The organism is Paraburkholderia bannensis (assembly GCF_014200455.1).
GTDB classification, from domain to species: Bacteria; Pseudomonadota; Gammaproteobacteria; order Burkholderiales; family Burkholderiaceae; genus Paraburkholderia; species Paraburkholderia bannensis_A.
The window spans coordinates 363,807-382,220 of sequence record NZ_JACHBW010000001.1 but is presented as its reverse complement, the minus strand read 5'-3'; the positions used below and the strand labels follow the sequence as shown (position 1 = coordinate 382,220).

21 protein-coding genes and 1 tRNA gene are annotated in these 18,414 nt (G+C 61.6%); 14 read left to right on the top strand and 8 right to left on the bottom strand.

Annotated elements, in window-relative coordinates; genetic code table 11:
- Positions 1-50: 50 nt before the first annotated feature.
- The 10 genes from poxB to F4827_RS01735 all read left to right on the top strand — a co-directional run bounded on the left by poxB (position 51) and on the right by F4827_RS01735 (position 10,099).
- The gene (gene poxB, locus F4827_RS01780; protein WP_183720400.1) at positions 51-1,769 is read left to right on the top strand and encodes a ubiquinone-dependent pyruvate dehydrogenase; all 1,719 of its coding nucleotides are present in this window, start codon (positions 51-53) and stop codon (positions 1,767-1,769) included.
- Between the two features lie 633 nt (positions 1,770-2,402).
- A complete protein-coding gene (locus tag F4827_RS01775; RefSeq protein WP_183720403.1) occupies positions 2,403-2,618 on the top strand; it encodes an AlpA family transcriptional regulator in 216 nt (71 codons plus the stop codon).
- Entirely contained in the window at positions 2,618-3,535 is a 918-nt protein-coding gene (locus tag F4827_RS01770; RefSeq protein WP_183720406.1) for a Bro-N domain-containing protein, read from the top strand. The genes F4827_RS01775 and F4827_RS01770 overlap by 1 nt, the downstream gene beginning before the upstream one ends.
- Positions 3,536-3,834: 299 nt before the next feature.
- Positions 3,835-4,023: a hypothetical protein gene (locus F4827_RS01765; protein ID WP_183721394.1), complete on the top strand. Its 189-nt coding sequence runs from the start codon at positions 3,835-3,837 to the stop codon at positions 4,021-4,023.
- Positions 4,016-4,306: a hypothetical protein gene (locus tag F4827_RS01760; protein ID WP_183720409.1), complete on the top strand. Its 291-nt coding sequence runs from the start codon at positions 4,016-4,018 to the stop codon at positions 4,304-4,306. Before F4827_RS01765 ends, F4827_RS01760 begins: the two co-directional genes overlap by 8 nt.
- The gene (locus F4827_RS01755) at positions 4,303-7,092 is read left to right on the top strand and encodes a DUF927 domain-containing protein (protein WP_183720412.1); all 2,790 of its coding nucleotides are present in this window, start codon (positions 4,303-4,305) and stop codon (positions 7,090-7,092) included. Before F4827_RS01760 ends, F4827_RS01755 begins: the two co-directional genes overlap by 4 nt.
- A 378-nt stretch (positions 7,093-7,470) precedes the next feature.
- Entirely contained in the window at positions 7,471-7,884 is a 414-nt protein-coding gene (locus tag F4827_RS01750; RefSeq protein ID WP_183720415.1) for a phage antirepressor KilAC domain-containing protein, read from the top strand.
- Positions 7,885-8,312: 428 nt separating this feature from the next.
- A complete protein-coding gene (locus F4827_RS01745; RefSeq protein WP_183720417.1) occupies positions 8,313-8,918 on the top strand; it encodes a hypothetical protein in 606 nt (201 codons plus the stop codon).
- Positions 8,911-9,177: a hypothetical protein gene (locus F4827_RS01740; protein WP_183720420.1), complete on the top strand. Its 267-nt coding sequence runs from the start codon at positions 8,911-8,913 to the stop codon at positions 9,175-9,177. Before F4827_RS01745 ends, F4827_RS01740 begins: the two co-directional genes overlap by 8 nt.
- Positions 9,167-10,099: a helix-turn-helix transcriptional regulator gene (locus tag F4827_RS01735; RefSeq protein WP_184123768.1), complete on the top strand. Its 933-nt coding sequence runs from the start codon at positions 9,167-9,169 to the stop codon at positions 10,097-10,099. The genes F4827_RS01740 and F4827_RS01735 overlap by 11 nt, the downstream gene beginning before the upstream one ends.
- Before the next feature lie 20 nt (positions 10,100-10,119).
- On the opposite strand, the gene F4827_RS01730 is transcribed toward F4827_RS01735, so the two are convergent.
- From F4827_RS01730 to F4827_RS01720, 3 genes are all read right to left on the bottom strand, one after another.
- A complete protein-coding gene (locus tag F4827_RS01730) occupies positions 10,120-10,458 on the bottom strand; it encodes a hypothetical protein (protein WP_183720426.1) in 339 nt (112 codons plus the stop codon).
- Complete coding sequence (locus F4827_RS01725) at positions 10,455-10,700, bottom strand: hypothetical protein (protein WP_183720429.1); 246 nt, start codon at positions 10,698-10,700, stop codon at positions 10,455-10,457. The genes F4827_RS01730 and F4827_RS01725 overlap by 4 nt, the downstream gene beginning before the upstream one ends.
- Positions 10,701-10,764: 64 nt before the next feature.
- Positions 10,765-11,001: a hypothetical protein gene (locus tag F4827_RS01720; protein WP_183720432.1), complete on the bottom strand. Its 237-nt coding sequence runs from the start codon at positions 10,999-11,001 to the stop codon at positions 10,765-10,767.
- 262 nt (positions 11,002-11,263) lie between these two features.
- Between F4827_RS01720 and F4827_RS01715 the strand changes: the two genes are divergently transcribed.
- Positions 11,264-11,596 carry a YggL family protein gene (locus F4827_RS01715; protein ID WP_183720435.1) on the top strand — a complete coding sequence of 111 codons (333 nt, stop codon included), beginning with the start codon at positions 11,264-11,266 and terminating at the stop codon, positions 11,594-11,596.
- Between the two features lie 22 nt (positions 11,597-11,618).
- On the opposite strand, the gene F4827_RS01710 is transcribed toward F4827_RS01715, so the two are convergent.
- From F4827_RS01710 to hemN, 4 genes are all read right to left on the bottom strand, one after another.
- Entirely contained in the window at positions 11,619-11,858 is a 240-nt protein-coding gene (locus F4827_RS01710; RefSeq protein WP_183720438.1) for a hypothetical protein, read from the bottom strand.
- A 308-nt stretch (positions 11,859-12,166) separates the two neighbouring features.
- Complete coding sequence (locus F4827_RS01705; protein ID WP_183721331.1) at positions 12,167-13,396, bottom strand: phage integrase central domain-containing protein; 1,230 nt, start codon at positions 13,394-13,396, stop codon at positions 12,167-12,169.
- A 184-nt stretch (positions 13,397-13,580) separates the two neighbouring features.
- A tRNA-Leu gene (locus F4827_RS01700) sits at positions 13,581-13,665 on the bottom strand.
- Between the two features lie 82 nt (positions 13,666-13,747).
- Positions 13,748-15,133 carry an oxygen-independent coproporphyrinogen III oxidase gene (gene hemN, locus F4827_RS01695; RefSeq protein WP_183720442.1) on the bottom strand — a complete coding sequence of 462 codons (1,386 nt, stop codon included), beginning with the start codon at positions 15,131-15,133 and terminating at the stop codon, positions 13,748-13,750.
- Positions 15,134-15,359: 226 nt separating this feature from the next.
- Here hemN and F4827_RS01690 point away from each other — a divergent pair, with 226 nt between their 5' ends.
- The 3 genes from F4827_RS01690 to F4827_RS01680 all read left to right on the top strand — a co-directional run bounded on the left by F4827_RS01690 (position 15,360) and on the right by F4827_RS01680 (position 17,337).
- Positions 15,360-15,731 (top strand): YkgJ family cysteine cluster protein, encoded by a 372-nt coding sequence (locus F4827_RS01690; RefSeq protein WP_409258748.1) that lies wholly within the window; start codon positions 15,360-15,362, stop codon positions 15,729-15,731.
- Between the two features lie 148 nt (positions 15,732-15,879).
- The gene (locus F4827_RS01685; protein ID WP_260174931.1) at positions 15,880-16,395 is read left to right on the top strand and encodes a DUF1439 domain-containing protein; all 516 of its coding nucleotides are present in this window, start codon (positions 15,880-15,882) and stop codon (positions 16,393-16,395) included.
- Between the two features lie 51 nt (positions 16,396-16,446).
- Positions 16,447-17,337, top strand: coding sequence for an undecaprenyl-diphosphate phosphatase (locus F4827_RS01680; RefSeq protein WP_183720453.1), 891 nt, complete (start codon positions 16,447-16,449; stop codon positions 17,335-17,337).
- A 94-nt stretch (positions 17,338-17,431) separates the two neighbouring features.
- On the opposite strand, the gene trmB is transcribed toward F4827_RS01680, so the two are convergent.
- Positions 17,432-18,202: a tRNA (guanosine(46)-N7)-methyltransferase TrmB gene (gene trmB / locus F4827_RS01675; protein WP_183720456.1), complete on the bottom strand. Its 771-nt coding sequence runs from the start codon at positions 18,200-18,202 to the stop codon at positions 17,432-17,434.
- Positions 18,203-18,414 lie beyond the last annotated feature (212 nt).

Genomic DNA, 18,414 nt, shown 5'->3' with positions numbered 1-18,414 from the left:
CCGCCGTCGTGCGGTGTGCGTTGCGCCTGTCAGCTTACGTGGAGGACAGCATGGCGAAGACGATTGCGGATTTTCTGGCGAAGACGCTCGAAACGGTAGGTGTCGAGCGGATCTGGGGGGTGACGGGCGACAGCCTGAACGGGCTGTCGGCGAGCCTGCGCAAGCTCGGTACGATCCGCTGGATGCATACGCGTCACGAGGAAGTAGCCGCCTTCGCGGCCGGCGCCGAAGCTGCCGCGACCGGTCGGCTTGCGGTCTGCGCGGGCAGTTGCGGCCCCGGCAACCTGCACCTGATCAACGGCCTCTACGACTGTCATCGCAACCGTTCGCCGGTGCTGGCGATTGCCGCGCATATCCCGTCGACGGAAATCGGTCTCGGCTACTTCCAGGAAACCCACCCGACCGAACTTTTTCGCGAGTGCGCTCACTATGTCGAGCTCGTCACCAACCCGTCGCAGTTTCCGCGCGTGCTGGCCACGGCGCTGCGCACGGCGATCGACCAGAAGGGCGTGGCCGTGATCGTGCTGCCGGGCGACGTCGCGCTGCTCGACGCGCCCGAGGAGGAGCCGAACTGGGCGCAGACCGAGCGGCCCGCGACCTTGCCCACGGCGGCGGATCTCGACCGGCTGGCTGAACTGCTCAACCGCTCGGAGGCCGTGACGCTGCTGTGCGGCAGCGGCTGCAAGGGTGCGCACGACGAAGTGGTGGCCTTCGCGGATGCGCTGGGCGCGCCGACCGTTCACGCGTTACGCGGCAAGCAATATGTCGAATGGGATAACCCGTACGACGTGGGCATGACCGGCCTGATCGGCTTCAGTTCTGGCTATCACGCGATGATGTCGTGCGACACGCTGGTGATGCTCGGCACGGATTTCCCGTATCGCAACTTTTATCCCGCACACGCCAACATTGTGCAGATCGACCGGGATGCGGCGGCGCTGGGCAAACGCGCGCCGCTCGCGCAGGGTTTGATCGGCGATGTGCGCGAGACCTTGCGCGCGCTCATGCCGAAGCTCGCGCGCAAGACCAACCGCCATTTCATCACCAAGGCGCGCGGACATTACGCCGAGGCGCGCAAGGGGCTCGACGATCTCGCGCGCCCGGCGCCCGCGGGCAAGCCGCTGCATCCGCAATACGTGACCGCGCGCCTCGATGCGCTCGCCGCCGACGATGCGATCTTCGCCGTCGACGTCGGAACACCCACGCTATGGGCCGCGCGCTATCTGACGATGAACGGCCGCCGCAGGCTGCATGGCTCGTTCAACCACGGCTCGATGGCGAACGCAATGCCGCAGGCGCTCGGCGCGCAGGCCGCGCACGTGGGGCGTCAGGTGATTTCGCTGTCGGGCGACGGCGGACTGTCGATGCTGCTCGGCGATATTCTCACCGCGCGCCAGCTCGACCTGCCGATCAAGATCGTTGTCCTGAATAACGGCTCGCTCGGTTTCGTGGCGATGGAGATGAAGGCGGGCGGCTACGTGGAAACCGGCACCGATCTCGCGGCGACCAACTTCGCGGATATCGCCAGGGGGGCGGGACTGTTCAGCGTGCGGGTGGAAACCTCGGAGGCGCTCGACGATGCGCTGCGCGAAGCGTTCGCACATCCGGGACCGGCGCTCGTCGATGTGGTGACCGCGAAGCACGAACTGGCGATGCCGCCGAAGCTGCAATGGGCGCAAGCCAAGGGCTTCAGCCTGTACATGCTGCGCGCGGTGCTGAGCGGGCGCGGCGATGAGGTGTTGGAGCTGGCGGAAACGAATCTGCGGTGATGTTACCGAGGCGCGTTTTGGCGCGCCGGAAACGACAAAGCCCCGCGCAAGCGGGGCTTTGTCGTCTGGTATCTGGTGCTCGGGCCGGAATGAAAAAATTCCCGCTATCTCAAGTCTGGCATGGCTGTGTAGTTTTTTTGATAGCGAGATACCATCAAAAATACCATCAGACACATGGTGCTGCCCGGTTATCGCAGGCGGTGCGTAGCAGTCGCCACGATTCTGAGAGCTATGCAGGGGGCGAATGGTGCTCGCCACTAACGCCCGTCTTGCAGATAGCGCAATGCGCGTTTTTGTCGTTCGAGCGCTGTCAGTGTGCTTGCAATATCTAGTCAGCGGGATAGTCCGACTGGCAGTAATTTTTGCATCAGACAACATCGCAAACAGTATTCGAAGTCCCTGATAGATTTAATAAATATCCGAATTTTTGATGCGGATTTGATATAGATAAATCTATGAGGCGGATGTTGTTGGGATAATTTATAAATCTATGCCGATGCTATGTGGTTAAGTATAGATTTATCTATGTTGTTGAAATAAAAAGAAAATTATTTTCTTGAAATTTCATTTGCGCTATGAAATTATTCGCCCCTTAATTCCCGGGATGTACCGGGGCGTACCAAGGAGGCGCCTGTGGCCGCGCAAATTAATTCTGCACTTCAGATCCTTCGCCGACGGCAAGTTGAAATCGCGACGGGATTTTCTAGGACCACAATTTATCGTCGGGTTGGCGAAAAAACCTTCCCAGCACCTATCAAGCTGGGTCCCCGCTGCGTAGGCTGGCGGTTGGCAGATGTAGAGAAATTCCTGGTAGACCCTGCGGGCTACCGCGCCCCGGAGGCCGCGTAATGAATCCGGCGAGCAATTCGGGCAATCGCGTCATTGCGGCAGGCGCGCCTCGCTCTGGGCTGCACTTGCCGCGCGAGCTTCGTGCGCCTGACGTGCTGCCGTTCTCGTTCGACGGGGCGGCCGTTCGCGTCGTCACGATCGACGGCGAGCCGTGGTTTGTGACGCGCGACCTGTGCTCGATTCTCGGTATCAGAAAGGCAGAGGCAGCGATGCGCGGGCTCGAAGCAAGTGAAAAGGGTGCTACTACTATTAGCACCCTTGGCGGCCCGCAGAAACTCAACATATGCAACGAGTCTGGCATGTACGCGCTGATTTTCAACAGCCGCAAGCCAGAGGCAAGGACCTTCCGTCAGTGGGTCACGTCCGAAGTCCTGCCGTCGATCCGCAAGACTGGCCGCTACGCTGCGCCGAGCGCGCCGCAGACCCCTCCGCGCCCACAAGCTACGGTTACGGGCGACCTTGCGCTGGCGGAGGCTGCCGCGCGCATGTTGAACGTATCGCAGTCCGGCCGTGTAACGCTGCTCACGCGTGTCGCGAAGATTCACGGCTTGAGCGCGGAAATCCTGCCGCGCCACGCCATCGACGCGCCGAGCGATTCGAACACGGGATCGAGCGAGGCCACCAGTTCGGCAACCGATTTGCTGAAAGCGCACGGCTCTGCGATGAATGCCGCGCGCTTCAATGCGGCGCTGGCGCGTCTCGGGTATATGCACAAGCGCATGCGCAAAACGTCGCAGAAGGCCCGCTACCCGTCCGGCGAGAAGGCGTATTGGGTCATCACCCAGCACGGCCTTGCGTACGGCAAGAACGTCGTGGATGCGCAGTCGCCGCGCGAAACTCAGCCGCAATGGTTTGTCTCTCGCTTCGCTGACTTGCTCGAAATCGTGCGCAATGCTGACGAAGAGGAGGGAGCGTGAATATCGCAACCGCCGCCGTAGCCTGCGCTCTTGCCATCGCAGTACGTGATGCGAAGGGGGATTGCGCCCCAACGTTGCCGGGGTATACTTCACGGACGGTGCTTGAAAACACCATACGTAGCGGCTACCCCGCGCCCGTAAGCGCGGTATTTTTGCGTCCAGATTTCCACTCAATGGGTGGGGTGCGCCTGTCCGTAAGGCTGGCGGCGCGGCTACGTACGCGTTTTCAACACCCCACCCACCCCCATTGCTTGAAAACAGTGGCGGTGGCTTCCAAGTCTCACGTAGGAGCACCCGCTATGGCGATCACCGCCCGTAGTGCGCGTTCGCGCACGTCTGTACCCCAACACTCTCCCGTTCTCGAAATCATCCGTGCCGCACTGCGTGACGCAGCGACCGCGCCGACGGTATTTGATGCGCTCGACTTAACCGGCGACGCTCTGCGCCGTCTGGCCGACATTGCCCGCGAGGAGGCTCGTGATGCGTGACACCCTCCTTAAGCAGTTCTGCGACAACGCATTGCCCGAGAGCGTCTCTGGCCTGCTGGAGCACGCACACAGCGTCGCACGTGGCACCGCTGCAGCGATCAGCCTTGCGCGCATAGCTACGGTTGAGCGCACCCATGGCAACGCCGAAACCCTTGCCAGTGCTGAATCCGACCATCTTTTAGCTCTCGCGTCATCAGCAGCGGCATTGCTCGGTGACCGCCTCGAATCTCTGAGCCTGCATCTGCACGACAAAGCCGAACGCCTCTCGGGAGTAGGCGCATGATGGCGATCACTGGCGAAGAGCGCATTCGCGCTGCGATGGGCTTCATTCCGGCCGATCTGGAACGTGACGAGTGGGTGCGCGTCGGCGCGTCTCTCAAGCACGAAATGGGTGACGGTGGCTTTGAGCTATTCGACGAGTGGAGCCAGCGCGGCAAGAGCTACGATGCAGCGGCGGTGCGCAGCACGTGGCGCTCGCTGTCAGCAGACGGCGGCATCGCGATCAATACGCTGTTCCATATCGCCAAGGGGTTCGGGTTCGATACGCGCAGCCCTGCTGCGGCTACGGTTGATTCTGCGTTGCAGGCTCGATCTCGCGCAGAGCGCGAGCAGCGTGCGGCGCAGGACGCGCAGAATCGTGAAGCAAGGGCCAGCCACGCGGCGGCGACGTCGTTCGCTGTGCTGGCGAACGCAGCGGCCGTCAGCGCTACAAATCCGTATCTGGTGCTCAAGGGCATCCAGCCCGTCGACGGCCTGTGCGAGATTGTGGCGGCCAAGCTGGCGACCCTGATCGATTATCAGCCGAAAAGCGGCGACATGCCGCTGGAGGGCCGCATCCTGATCGTGCCGGTGATGGTGGGCGGCAAGCTCTCGACGATCGAAATGATTGACGGCGGCGGCCGCAAGGCCGCGCTGGCGGGCGGCGTGAAGGCTGGCGGGTTCTGGGCCACCGGGCCGATTGCAGAGGATGCGCCGCTGATCCATATCTGCGAAGGCGTGGCGACCGCGCTATCGGTTCACGAATGCACTGGCGCGCCTGCTGTCGCTGCATTGTCGTGCGGCAATCTGCTCAAGGTTGCAGAGGCGCTGAAGGCGAAGCATCCGGCCGCGAGGCTTGTCGTATGCGGGGACCTCGGGAATGGGGCTGAGAAGGCGCGAGAGGCCGCGCAGGCGGTCGGTGGCGTGGCTGTATACCCTACGTTCGACGGCGAGCGCGATGCGGGCCTGAGTGATTTCAACGATATGCACGCAGCGCGCGGCGCGAGCGCCGTGACGGCCGTACTTGATGCGGCGATGGCGGCCGTTATTGAAGGCAAGCGCGAGAGCGCCTATGGGCCGAATGGCGATCCAGTGGAGCACGTTTCGGTTAGCCCGTCGGGGACGTACTTCGTCGGCGTCAAGGTCGATTCTGAAACCGGCGATTTGACTCATGCCGCGCCGCTTTGGTTGTGTGACCCGCTCGAAATTCTCGGTATCGGCTCTGATGACTCGGGCCGTCAGGTGCGCGTGCTTCGCTGGAACCGCCCCGGAAACAAGCAGGCTGTGACTACCGCCATGCCGTGCGCCGAAATCGGCGAGCGCGAGGGCTGGTCTCGGTTGCGCAATGGCGGGCTGGCGGTTGCTGTGGGGCGCTCTGCCCGCGAGCGATTGGCTTTGTGGTTGCAAACGTGGAACCGCGAGACGCACTACAAAATCATTAGCCTGCCCGGCTGGCAATGCCGCTCGTTTGTGATGCCGGACGGCACGGTGATCGGTACGCCGGATGGCCGCATGCACTTCGATGGCCGCCTGAGCAATCCTGCGGCATACGCCGCGTGCGGAACGCTCGACGAGTGGCGCGCGTCAGTTGGCAGGCTCGCGCGTGGAAATGCGCTGCCAATGGCAGCAATTGCGTGCGCGCTGGCTGGGCCTCTGCTGCCGATCGCAGGCGAGAAAGACGGCATTGGGCTGCATTTGTACGCGAACACGTCATCAGGCAAGACGACGTGCGGCGACGTTGCCGCGAGCGTTTGGGGCGATCCGCTGCGCACAAAGACAAGCTGGAGCGGCACGTCTCTCGGGCACGCGCTGAATGCCGAGGCCGCTAACCATCGGCTGCTGTATCTCGACGAAATTGGTGCGGGCGACGCGAGCCGCATTGGCCCCGCGCTTTACCTGATGTTGAACGGGCAGTCTAAGTCGCAGGGCGCGCGCGACGGCGGTACGGTCGCGGCCCGATCGTGGCTCTCGACGCTCCTATCGACGGGCGAAGTCGCTATGAGCCGCTATCTGAGCGAGGGAGGCTTGCAACCTCGGGGCGGTCAGGAAATCCGTATGCTCGACGTGCCTGCCGACGGGGGCGCGCATCGCGCATTCGACTGCTTGCATGAATTCGCGACGGCGGGCGAGTTTGCTGAAGCATTCTCGTCGGCATCGCACGAGTGCCACGGCTCGCTCGGGCGTGCATTTGTGGAATGGCTGGTTTCCAGGTGGGATGAAGCTCGCGATACGATCAATCGCGAGCGCGAACGCATGGCCGCGATGGTTCCAGACGGATCGGCCCCGCCAGTGCGCCGCGCGACGCGCAAGTTTGCGATCCTGTCGGCCGCCGCTGTCCTCGCCGCCCGCGCAGGACTGACGGGATGGACTCAAGAGGAGGCGCGCGCTGCCATTGATTGCGTATGGAAGCGCTGGCTCGACGTGTTCGGTACGGGCGATCGTGATGACGCGCGCTTGATCGAGCAGGCGAACGCTGTGTTGCTGTCAAACGAGTTTGGCCGCTTCATCCTGCTTTCTACTGAGGCAGACCCGCAAGAGCCGAGCGTGCGCGACGCAATGGGTTTTCGTCGTTACAAGGACGATCAAGTCACGTTCTATGTGCGTGAGCACGCTTTCCGCAACGAAGTCATCGCCGGGTTTGACATGCTTCGCGCGTGCCGCGTGTTGCATGAGGCGGGCATGTTGCACCGTAACGAGAAGCGGCGCTCCTACAAGGTCAACATCGGCAAATTCAAGGGCATCAATCTCGGCGACGGATATCGAATGCGGTCGCGCGCAGGTGAGGCTCCGCCTGATGACGATGACGAATAATGCCGCGCTCACGTAACAAGGGCCACCGTCGCGGTAGTTTTTGTCGTCTACGCGCGCACGTATAGAGAAAACCATGCGCCAACTGCGCCAACTGCGCCAACTGCGCCAACGATCCATGAATGCCTTGCTGGATAGGGCTTTCAGCGTTGGCGCATTGTTGGCGCATTGTTGGCGCTTTTGCAATATGAAAGAAGAAGCGCAGGCTTGTCCGTGCTGATGCGCCAACGTTGGCGCAGATTCTGAAAAGTGCGCCAATGTTGAAAGCCTTGCTGGATAAGGCTTTTCGGGCCGCGTTGGCGCATTGGCGCAGTTGGCGCACGATTTCCCTATACATATCGGATGTAGGGACCCGATCTTCAATAAACGGATTTGATACGCATGAGAGCATCCACCCTCGAAAAGAACGCCTCCCTGTTTGCCGAAACACTTCGGCGGCTTGGGGAACCTGAAGAAGAAGTACAGCGCCGCGTGCAATGCGCATTAGTGCGCGCTCGTGCGGGAAGCAAGCTGAAGCCGGGGCACGAGACGGTCAACCGGTATGCCGGGTGTTGTCCCATAACCGCCATTGCACGCGAGCTGCGCATGAAGCGCGCCGATTTGTTCGAACGGCTCTCTCGTGAGGGCTGGCTGTACCGTACGGCCGTCGGCTGGCGCGCAACTGATGCGGCGTTATCTGCTGGATGGGCGGTGCTGCGGGGCCGTGGCGTGGTTCGTTGGGCGCAACTCACTCCGACAGGTGCGCAGGAAATTGCACGCCGCCTCGGCGTGGCACCGGGACATTTCGATGACTAAATTCGACATTCTCCCGCGCCTTCGTGCAGCGGCAGAGCTTCGCCAAGCGTTAGTCGAGCGCGACGCCGTTCGCAGGCGTCCATCGGGCGGTCGCCCTGGAGACGTGGTCGCGAGCCTGCAAGCGAATAGCCGCGTTCTGCTCGCCGTGCGGGCGTTGATCGATGACTATCCCGCGCGAGGACCGAAGTAATTTTCTTACGCCTACGCGCACGCGCGCTCGCGCGTAGGACGAACGAAAACGCAGAAAGCGACCTGACTCACCAGAGTTTCCCCATGCCTATGCGGACGCGCGCGTGCGTATGTCACGTTTGATCGGACACGTCGGAGATTTTTAGGACGGTCGAGCGGAATTTTAGGAAAATGCGACGAGGCCACTGCGAAAGAAGCGGAGAAACTGTGCGTTCTCCCACAAGAAATGTAAGCAACCCATGAATTCGAATTTCGCAGTTGACCCAGCTTGCCCCGGAATGCACCACCAGTCGCTTTACGCGGCGCTTCGCGATCCGGTCGTTCGCCGCTTGGCCGATGAGGCGGTATTTGCCGCCTCGAAGCTATTCGCGGCGTACGGCCGTCTCAATGAGATTACCCGGGCGGTCGAGATGGCCGATGACTGCGGCCAGAGTGTGGCCATCGTCCTTCGCGCACGCATTGGCGATTTGCTTTCGCGACACGACGTGATGCGGCAGCACAAAGCCGACCTTGACCGCTTCGCGGCTGATCAGCGTGAACGCTTCCGCGTCGATATCGCGCGCTGCACGGCGCTGCTGATCAATGCGCCACGTAAGATCGAAGCGCTTCAGATGGAGGTTCGTACTTACGATCAGGCTCGCGCCAAATTTGCTGAAAAGCTTAGTGAGGCGGGCCTCGACGCTGAGGCGATTCAGCGCGCGGGCGTCAAGCCGGACGAGAGCGACCTCGCCGAATGGGCGCGCGCAATCGAAACCGCCGAGCGCGACCTTCAGATTGCGCGAGAGTTCCTTGCGGGTGCCCCCTTGTACCATGCGGAGCTTCTGAGCGGTCTGAGCAATGGGTAAGCGCCTGCCTCCCGTGGCTTGGGCCGAGATTGGCCGTCGCTACGTAGCTGGTGGGGCGACGGCAAAGTCGCTCGCGCGTGAATACGGGGTCAGCGCATCGAGCATTTACAAACGCAGTGCGGCGGGCGACTGGCCCGCTCCTGACGGCCGCTCGCAGCAGTCGGAATTGCTCGATCTCAACAATCTTGTCGAGCGCCTGGAGCAGGTCGCAAGCCGGTTTGAAACTGGATTTTCCGTGGAGTGTTCGCGTGAGCGTTGATTCAACACGTCACATGAGCCAGCGCGATTGGGGCCGTGCTCGCAAAATGTTCGAGTGCGGCGCACCTATTGCTAATATCGCGACGCGGTTTGCCCTTTCATGTTCTGCCGTCGCGCATGCGGCGAGGCGCGAGGGCTGGGTGAACGCAGTCGAGGGCGGCGAAACGGGGCAGATCGAACCAGTCGGCGATGACTCGCGCGCCGACGAGAATTTGCTGTCGGGCCGTTCGCGTACGAAACCAGGCGTCACTGACGCGCAACGCGATGCACTGGCGCAGCAGACTCTTAAGCGCTTCGTGCGCGACAAGAACAAGCCTGAAGAACTGGAGACGCTGCGTTACAACCTGATCGTCGCGCGCGTTATGTCTGGCATGACCGCCGTGGAGGCCGCCGAGAAGTTCGGCTACGCCAACTCGACGCAGATCAGCCTGATCGAATCCGGCCAGCGCAAGATTCCTGACGACTATCAGTTCATTCGGCGAGCGTCGCAGGTCTATGCCGTGTCGTGCGATTTCCTGTTTGGACTCTCACCGCACATGGAGTATGACGGCCGCGCCGCGCACCAGCACGCGCTCATGCGCGGCACCGAGTCGATACTCGGCGGTATAGCTGCGCAGTTCGCCACGGTGATGATCGAGTTCACCAATCAGACGCAGCCCGTCCCCGAGGACTTCATGCGCGTGTGCGACGCCTCGCAGGAGGTCGAGACGGCACTCGCCGCCGCTCGCAGGCATGGGCTCGATGAGGTTCGCGGCAGTTCCGCGCTCATCGCCAACATCGAACGCCTCTCGAACGCGATTGGGCCGCTACGCCAAAAGGTCACACGCTATTGCGCCATTGACAGCTATTTCGATGAGCTTCGCGCAGGACGGATGCCACCGATTGCTTACCTGACGGAGCGCTACGCCCCGGATGCCCGATGAGATGCCTAGCGGCAGACGGGTCAGCTTCGGCTGGCCCGTTTGCTTTTGCGCCCGTTGATAATCACGTTGCTGTCGTCGCCGCTTGCGGCGTCATCGTCAAGCAGGTCGTCAATCGGCTCGATGACGGTGATGCCCAATTCGGGCCGCTGGCAAAACGCCATATCGTCAGGCTGAAGTGCGGCGAACTGCACGAGCGCGCCGCCGCGCGCAGAAATCGGGTTGAGGTCGAGCACCGACTTGAAAAACGCGATAGCGTCCGCGTCGCCGACATAGGCGACGGGGATTTCATCGTCCTCATCCCACTGCGCCTCAAAACCGCCGTGCGGCGTTAGAACCCGGTAAGCGGTCGTGATCGTCATCGACTCTGCCCAAGCGGTTTGCGACCGGCTCGCCGCCTCCAGTCCATCGCGCTCGCTGCTTTGGAGGTAGTCGCCGGATCGGATTTTTCGTTCTTTGCTCTCGCGCGGGCTACAGTGTCGAGCGCCCGTTGATAAACCGCTGGGTCGGCGTCGCGTTCTGCTTCGGCCAGGTACGCAGCAATGGTTTCCTCATCTGTCAGGATTTCGGCCGGGTCCCCCTCTGGCAATTCACTGATCTTCACGACCTGAAGCTCCTATAAACGGCAGTCCGCGAGCTAGATCTTCGCGCGCTCGCCTTATCCACCATCATTGAATGTAATGTTCCTTGATCTTCTGTGCAACATACAGGGCAGTTGCTTCCTGCACGATTTTTCGAATAGAGAGCTTCGGCACGTTTTCTATGAGCCAGACCATCTGCATGTGAAGTTCCTCAGTAAATTCGGTAGAAAATTTCTTGGTCACGCGCGGGTGCGCATCCGCCCAAGGCGTCTTGCGGATTGAGGAGATATTCGATTTCGCACCTTTTTTTGATTTTTGTGACATTTCAGTCCTTGAAAAGTCGGCAGCTTATATCGAAAAATAGATAAACTCAAATCGATGTAACTATTTGTTTTGAAATATAAATATGTCTATTTTTCAAAAATAGATGCACCAATATTCGGTGGCTTCGAGTTAGTACATAAAGTACAAATAGATCCCGCGTAGAACTTATGCATAAGCGCGACGCAAGGGCACATCTGGATATGGCAGGTTCAGCCTGATGGGTATATTGTGGAGAGATCTGATATTTTGAGAGGAAAGTTACGTGACCAAGCAGCACAATCGGCGGCAGCGCAAAAAGCTTCACCTCGGTGAATTTACGCAACTGGGCTTCGCAATCTCCGCGCGACTCGCGTCGCCGCTAACTGACGGGGCTTGCGACAAGCTCCTGGACGAGTTCATCCAAGATTGCATCGAGCCTTTGGGGTTGCGCTTCGGCGGTGGGCTGGACGAAGATCTCAGCGGATATGTGACGTCGGCGGCCCGAGGCCGCTCGGCGTCTGATAGTCAGCGCGACAAAGTACGTATGTGGCTTAGCTTGCGGCCCGAATTCTCTATGTCTGAGGTTGCTCTCCTCACGGATGCATGGCAGGCGTGAGAGCATTGACTCCGTAGGGGCGCTACTCCGGGGCGTGACGTTTGGAGTTCGCGGCAAGGGCGCGGATCACATCCTCTTCTGCATCACTCAGCAGTTTGGGATTATCCGCTTCGCGTGCGAACCACAGATACGCTTGAATGCTCGCTTCGTCTGTTAGGTATTTTGCTGCATCAAATTCTTGCAGCTTGCTGAGCTTCTTTCGCCGTGCGGCTTCTAAGTCGAGTTCGATTTGCGATTTCGTTTGAAGTTCGTGTGCACTCACTCGGAAGGCTCCTCGTTTTCGTCGAGCAATCGACTATTCGCAGACACGGACTTAATGGCGTCACTGGGGATGCATCAAGCGTCGTAAGAGCAAAAGGCCCGGCTTCTTGTGTAAGGTGCCGGGAAGCCCCTCGCCAGCAGCCCATCCTGTTTTCGCCGAGTCGGAGGCTGGTACAAACGCTCAGGCCCGCCAAAATCGATAGTACACGAATCGCTGACGCGCCTTCTTGATTTACGCCAGTAACGTGCTGAATACCGGGTTTGCGATCGGACGTCGTTGCGGTGCATAGTGCACCGAACGGCGCTGCACTATGCACCGCCTGCTGCGGTGATGGGAATGATTTTCGCCCCAGATTTCAGCCGCTCAAGATAGTCCGCCCACCGTTGCATCATTGCGCGCCGTTCCTTGATGAAGCGGGTGCGGTTATATGCGCCGCCCAGATTGTCTGGCACTGCGTGAGCAAGTTGATGCTCAATCACTTCCGGCTTTTGCTCCAACTCCTCGTGCAGGATGGTGCGCGCCATGGCCCTGAAACCGTGGCCGGTTATCTCTGTGCGGGTGTCGTAGCCGAGACGTCGCAAAGCCGCATTGATGGTGGCCTCACTCATGGGGCGCTTGCGGTCGCGCGCACCAGGGAAGACGTAGCGAGCCGAGCCAGTAAGCGCATACAGTTCGCGCAGGATCGCGACTGCCTGAGTTGAAAGCGGCACGAGGTGGGCCGTCGTCGTCTTTGTCACGAGGTAACGCCACTCGCCCTTATCGAGGTCAAACTGCTCCCATTCCGCCTTGCGCAGTTCGCCGGGGCGCACGAACAGCATGGGAGCGAGGCGAAGCGCGCAGAGCACGGGAAACGTGCCGGTAAAGCCATCGAACGCGCGCAGCATCTCACCTACCTTTTCAGGTTCCGTGATAGAGGCAAAATGCGTCGTTTGGGCTGGCGGAATCGCGCCGACTAGGTCACGTGCCGGATCGAATTTGCACAAGCCTTCCTTGATGCCGTAGCGGAACACGCGGCTAATCTCGCCGCGCAGGCGGTGGGCCGTGAAGCGCGTGCCACGGCTATCCACCCGCTTAAGGACATCTAAAATGTCCGGGGCTTCGATTTCAACTACGGGACGCGTGCCGAGCCACGGGAACGCGTCTTTCTTGAAGCGCGCCAGCGTTTTGTCGTACTGCGCAGGCTGCACGTAAGGGCGGCGTTCGTCCATCCACGCCAAGGCCACCGCCTCAAACGTGTTGACTGCCGCGATCCGGGCAGCGCGTTTGCTCGCCTTCTTCGCCTCGGCAGGGTCGATGCCCGCAGCAAGCTGTTTCGTGGCGGCAGCGTTCGCCTCCCGCGCGGCAGCGGATGACACGTCTGGGTAGGTGCCGAAAGACAGGGTGTTTTGCTTGCCAGTCACGGGGCGGCGGTAATTGCGCCGCCAGTATTTCGAACCTGAGGCGGTGACTTCGAGATACAGCCCGTCTCCATCCGTGATCCTGTTCGGCTTCCCGTCCGGCTTCGCCTTGGCGTTCTTGCACTGAAGGTCGGTCAGCATATTGGTATTTCCGATGGTATTTTTCGCGATGGTATCGCAGAAACGGCGGGACACCATCAAAAGTACCATCAGATACCATCGGCTGTCTTGGGATCAGACGGGAACATCTGGGAAAGAAAAAACCCGCGAAGGCTTATGCTGTCGCGGGTTTCGGTACTTCTTAGGAACTTGCAGGAATATTCTTTGGTGCCTCGGGCCGGAATCGAACCGGCACTCCTTTCGGAACCGGATTTTGAGTCCGGCGCGTCTACCAATTTCACCACCGAGGCAGCTCTAGCAACCCGTCAAGAGGGCGGGCGCTCAAAGTAGCCATAAATTATGACGTAAAACCGCAGCCTCGGCAAGCTGCGCTCAGATCGTGCGCGAAAAGCGCTCCGCCTGCTGGGTGCCCAGATAGCGGTCGAACACCATCGCGATATTGCGCACGAACATGCGCCCGGCGGCCAGCACTTCCAGCCGGTTGGTGCTGCGCGCGACCAGCCCGTCGGCCTCGAAGGTGCGCAGACGCTCCAGTTCCGGCGCAAAGGCCGCTGGAAAACGCACACCATAAGCCGCCTCGAACTCATCGAAACGCAATTCGAGATTACACATCAGCTCGGTGATGATGTCGCGGCGCAGCCGGTCGTCGGCGGTGAGGCGCACGCCGCGCGAGATCGCCAGCCGCCCGGCATCGATCGCCGCGCCGTAACCCGGCAGATCCTTCGCGTTCTGCGCGTACACATCGCCGACCTTGCCGATCGAGGAAGCGCCGAAGCCGATCAGATCGCAGTCCGCGCGCGTGCTGTAGCCCTGGAAATTGCGGTGCAGCGTGCGTTGCTGCTGGGCGCATGCGAGCTCGTCGGTGGGCAGCGCGAAGTGATCCATGCCGATGTACACATAGCCGGCGTCGGTCAGCTGTTCGATCACCAGTTGCAGCAGCGCAAGGCGCGTGGCGGGCGCAGGCAGCGCGGCGGAGTCGATCTGCCGCTGCATCTTGAACAGCTGCGGCATGTGCGCGTAGCCAAACACGGAAATGCGCTCAGGCGCGAGCAGCAGGATCGTGTCGAGCGTGCGCCGGAAGCTCTTGACGTTCTGATGTGGCAGTCCGTAGATCAGATCGACGCTGATCGAATCGAAGCCGTTCGCGCGCGCTGCGTTCATGACGTCGATGGTCAGTTCGAGCGGCTGCACGCGGTTGACGGCATGTTGCACCACCGGATCGAAATCCTGCACGCCAAGACTCAAGCGGTTGAAGCCCAGGCTGCGCAGGTGGCCGATGGTTTCCGCCGAGGCCTCGCGCGGATCGATCTCGATCGAATATTCAGCCTCGTTTTCGGGCTGCAGCGCGAAATGCTCGCGGGTGGCCGCCATCAACGTGCTCATTTCTTCGAGCGAGAGAAAAGTGGGCGTGCCGCCGCCCCAGTGCAATTGCGAGACGGGTCGCCTGGTATCGAACAGCGCCGCCTGCGAAGCCATTTCGCGCACGAGCTGCCGGACGTACGGCTTCGCGCGCCCGCGGTTTTTTGTCGCGACCTTGTTGCAGCCGCAATAAAAGCAGACGGTGTCGCAGAACGGGATGTGGAAGTAGAGCGAGAGATCGGTGTCGGCGGCGCCGGGATCGGCCGCCGCGCGCCGGTAGTGGTCGAGGTCGAAATCGTCGCGGAACTGCAGGGCAGTGGGATAGGACGTATACCGTGGGCCGTTTGCGCCGTACTTGGCGAGCAGGTCGGGGCGGAAGAGGAGGTCGGCGTCGCTCATGCGTGGCTCTCTGGGATGGGGCGCGGGCAGCGCCGCGCGCGCATCTCATCGTTCGCGCGGGCAGGCGGCTCTGACAGCGCCGGATAAATCCAGTGTAAGAGGGCGACGGCTTGCGTCGTTTGTGTAAAAAGGTCGCAGTCCGAGCCAATCCAGGCCGATGCGCGCGAGGTGGCACAATGCGGGCAGTGCCGCGTGCAAAAGGGCGCGAGGGTTCGCGTGGGTTTGTATGCCGATTGCGCCGTGCGGCCGTTTTGATTCAGCAACAGTTTTGTTTCAGGAAGCCGATGTGAGTGCCGCTTCAACTTCTAGCGCGTCCGCGCACGCCTGCCGTCCCGGTTGTGGCGCGTGCTGCATCGCGCCCTCCATCAGCTCGCCGATCCCCGGCATGCCCAATGGCAAGCCCGCTGGCGTGCGTTGTGCGCAGTTAGGCGAGGACTTGCAGTGCAAGATTTTCGGTTCGCCGTTGCGGCCCGCCTGCTGCTCCGGGCTGCAGCCGCAGGCCGAGATGTGCGGCACGTCGCGCGAAGAAGCGCTGTTCTGGCTCGATCAGCTCGAAGCCGCCACGCAGCCGCTGTCCACGCCTCGGGGCGCGCATTGACGCGCTCGTTGAGCATCGCCGTTCTTCAAGGAGATTTCGCATGATCCGACGCGCGCCGCGCGCTCCCCACCTCTTGCGCAGCCCGCATGCGCCTCGCGCCACGCGGCGCGCTTTCCTGCTGTCGGCCTGCGCGGCCGCTGGCGCGGCGATGTCGCTCGGCGCCTGCGCGACGGGCACCTTCCCGTTCATCCCCGATCACTACACGTTCTCGCAGCAGCAGGTGCAGGATGCAGTGCTGCGCAAATTCCCGTATCACCGCTCGGTTCAGCAGCTGTTCGAGGTCGCATTGACGAATCCAGTCGTCACCTTGCTGCCCGATCGCAACCGCGTGGCCGTGCACGTCGACGCCCACCTCGAAAGCCCGCTCATGCAGCAGCCCGTCAATGGCGCGTTCACGCTGTCGAGCGAGCTGGCCTACGATGCGACAAGCCGCTCGGTCGTCCTGCGCTCGCCATCGGTCGATAGCGTCGATATGGCGGGCAACGCCGCCGCGTACGCGCAGCAGGTCAATGCCGTGGCGGCGCTCGCCGCCACCCAGCTGCTCACCAACTATCCCGTCTATACGTTCAAGCCCGATCAACTGCAGTTCGCCGGCGTCAATTACGAACCCGATACAATCACCATCCTTACAAACGGCATACGCGTGCAGATTGTCGAGAAATAGCGACAGAAGCCAGGCTCGGCGCGCGCGACGCCACTATCGCGAGGTGCAGGGATGGACTGGATCGTAACGTGCAAGGCCCTGATTCTGGGTATCGTCGAGGGGCTGACGGAATTTCTGCCGGTTTCCAGCACGGGCCATTTGATCGTGGCGGGAAGCGTGCTCGGCTTCGACGGCGAGTACGAAAAGACCTTCGACGTCGTGATCCAGTTCGGCGCGATTCTCGCGGTGTGCTGGGAGTTTCGACGCAAGATTGGCGGCGTGGTGGCGGGCCTTCCCTCGCGGCCCGATGCGCGGCGCTTCGCGCTCAACGTGATCGTGGCGACGATTCCCGCCGTCGTGCTCGGCCTGATGTTCGAGAAGGCGATCAAGTCGGTGCTGTTCTCGCCAGTGCCGGTGGCATGCGCACTGGTCTTTGGCGGTTTGATCATTCTGTGGGTGGAAGGGCGCATGCGGGCGGCTGGCGGCGTGGTGAGCAACCCGGCCGGCAGTGCCGCAGGGGCGGTGGCCGTCAGCACGGCGCGGCCCGCCCGCGTCAATTCGCTCGACGAAATCACGCTGCTCGACGCCTTCAAGATTGGCTGTGCGCAATGCTGCGCGCTGATCCCTGGCATGTCGCGCTCCGGCTCGACGATCATCGGGGCGATGCTGTTCGGCGTCGAACGGCGCGTCGCCACCGAGTTCTCGTTTTTCCTCGCGATACCGGTGATCTTCGGCGCGACGCTCTATGAGCTCCACAAGACCTGGCAGACGCTGTCGATGGACTGGTTTGGTTTGTTCGGCGTGGGCTTTATCGCCGCCTTCGTGAGTGCGTTTGCCTGCGTGCGCTGGCTGCTGCGCTATGTCGCCTCGCACGATTTCACGGCGTTTGCGTGGTATCGCATCGTGTTCGGCCTGGTGATCCTGCTGGTTGGCTATAGCGGCGGGCTGGACTGGGGCGATTGACGTCTGGCTTCGCGCTTCGATCTTCGATCCAGAAATGCAAGACGGGCGCCGTGGAGGCGCCCGTTTCGTTTCTTCATCGTCGTTTGAGCCGATTTCAGACCGCGCGGCGCTTGAACACCAGATCCCAGACGCCATGACCCAGGCGCAGGCCGCGTCGCTCGAACTTCGTCACCGGACGATAGTCGGGGCGCGGCGCGTAATCGGCGGCCGTGTTTTCGAGCGCGGCCTCCCCGCCGAGCACCTCAAGCATTTGTTCGGCGTAGTTCTGCCAGTCGGTCGCGCAATGCAAATACGCACCCGGCTTCATGCGCGAGATCAGCAACTGCACGAACTTCGGCTGGATCAGGCGGCGCTTGTGATGACGCGCCTTGTGCCACGGATCGGGGAAGAAGATGTGCACGCCGTCGAGGCTATCCGGCGCGATCATGTTTTCGAGCACTTCCACGGCGTCGTGCTGGATGATGCGGATGTTCGTGAGCTCCTGCTCGCCGATCAGCTTGAGCAGCGCGCCCACGCCCGGTTCGTGCACTTCCACGCCGAGAAAATCGTCGTTCGGACGCAGCGCGGCAATTTCCGCCGTGCTCGCGCCCATGCCGAAACCGATCTCCAGCACGCGCGGCGCTTCCCGGCCGAACAAGGCGTTCAAGTCGGCCGCCTGGGGGGTATAGGGCACGACGAAGCGCGGACCCAGTTCGTCCATCGCGCGGCGCTGACCTGTCGACACGCGCCCGGCGCGCGTCACGAAGCTGCGGATGCGGCGATGGCGCAGGCTGGCTTGCGCGCCGCCTTCGGCGTTGGTGTCAGCGTCGGCTGCGGCGGGCATTTCAGCGGCGTCGTCCGCCGGATCGTTCGGTTCGTGGTTCATCTTCGAGGCTGGGAAATAGAGGCAGCAGGCCACGTCTGGCGCAGAGGCAGACATCGCTTGCTGCGCGGCTCGCTGCTGGCGGACAAGGTGCCGCTTGTGTTCGGGCAGATCGGCGTGCGCAGGCGCGCACGGGCATATATAGGCATACCTGCGCGCAATACGGCGGAGCACGACCGCGGACCGCGGATTATAACAGCGCGGCTTGTGGCCCC

Bases quoted from the DNA above. Each gene is read 5' to 3' on its own strand.
- F4827_RS01730 (WP_183720426.1), bottom strand. From the start codon at position 10,458: ATGACGATCACGACCGCTTACCGGGTTCTAACGCCGCACGGCGGTTTT.
- hemN (WP_183720442.1), bottom strand. From the start codon at position 15,133: ATGAGCGACGCCGACCTCCTCTTCCGCCCCGACCTGCTCGCCAAGTAC.
- poxB (WP_183720400.1), top strand. From the start codon at position 51: ATGGCGAAGACGATTGCGGATTTTCTGGCGAAGACGCTCGAAACGGTA.
- F4827_RS01750 (WP_183720415.1), top strand. From the start codon at position 7,471: ATGAGAGCATCCACCCTCGAAAAGAACGCCTCCCTGTTTGCCGAAACA.
- trmB (WP_183720456.1), bottom strand. From the start codon at position 18,202: ATGAACCACGAACCGAACGATCCGGCGGACGACGCCGCTGAAATGCCC.
- F4827_RS01685 (WP_260174931.1), top strand. From the start codon at position 15,880: ATGTCGCTCGGCGCCTGCGCGACGGGCACCTTCCCGTTCATCCCCGAT.
- F4827_RS01755 (WP_183720412.1), top strand. From the start codon at position 4,303: ATGATGGCGATCACTGGCGAAGAGCGCATTCGCGCTGCGATGGGCTTC.
- F4827_RS01740 (WP_183720420.1), top strand. From the start codon at position 8,911: ATGGGTAAGCGCCTGCCTCCCGTGGCTTGGGCCGAGATTGGCCGTCGC.
- F4827_RS01765 (WP_183721394.1), top strand. From the start codon at position 3,835: ATGGCGATCACCGCCCGTAGTGCGCGTTCGCGCACGTCTGTACCCCAA.
- F4827_RS01690 (WP_409258748.1), top strand. From the start codon at position 15,360: ATGCCGATTGCGCCGTGCGGCCGTTTTGATTCAGCAACAGTTTTGTTT.
- F4827_RS01680 (WP_183720453.1), top strand. From the start codon at position 16,447: ATGGACTGGATCGTAACGTGCAAGGCCCTGATTCTGGGTATCGTCGAG.
- F4827_RS01770 (WP_183720406.1), top strand. From the start codon at position 2,618: ATGAATCCGGCGAGCAATTCGGGCAATCGCGTCATTGCGGCAGGCGCG.
- F4827_RS01720 (WP_183720432.1), bottom strand. From the start codon at position 11,001: ATGTCACAAAAATCAAAAAAAGGTGCGAAATCGAATATCTCCTCAATC.
- F4827_RS01705 (WP_183721331.1), bottom strand. From the start codon at position 13,396: ATGCTGACCGACCTTCAGTGCAAGAACGCCAAGGCGAAGCCGGACGGG.
- F4827_RS01760 (WP_183720409.1), top strand. From the start codon at position 4,016: ATGCGTGACACCCTCCTTAAGCAGTTCTGCGACAACGCATTGCCCGAG.
- F4827_RS01745 (WP_183720417.1), top strand. From the start codon at position 8,313: ATGAATTCGAATTTCGCAGTTGACCCAGCTTGCCCCGGAATGCACCAC.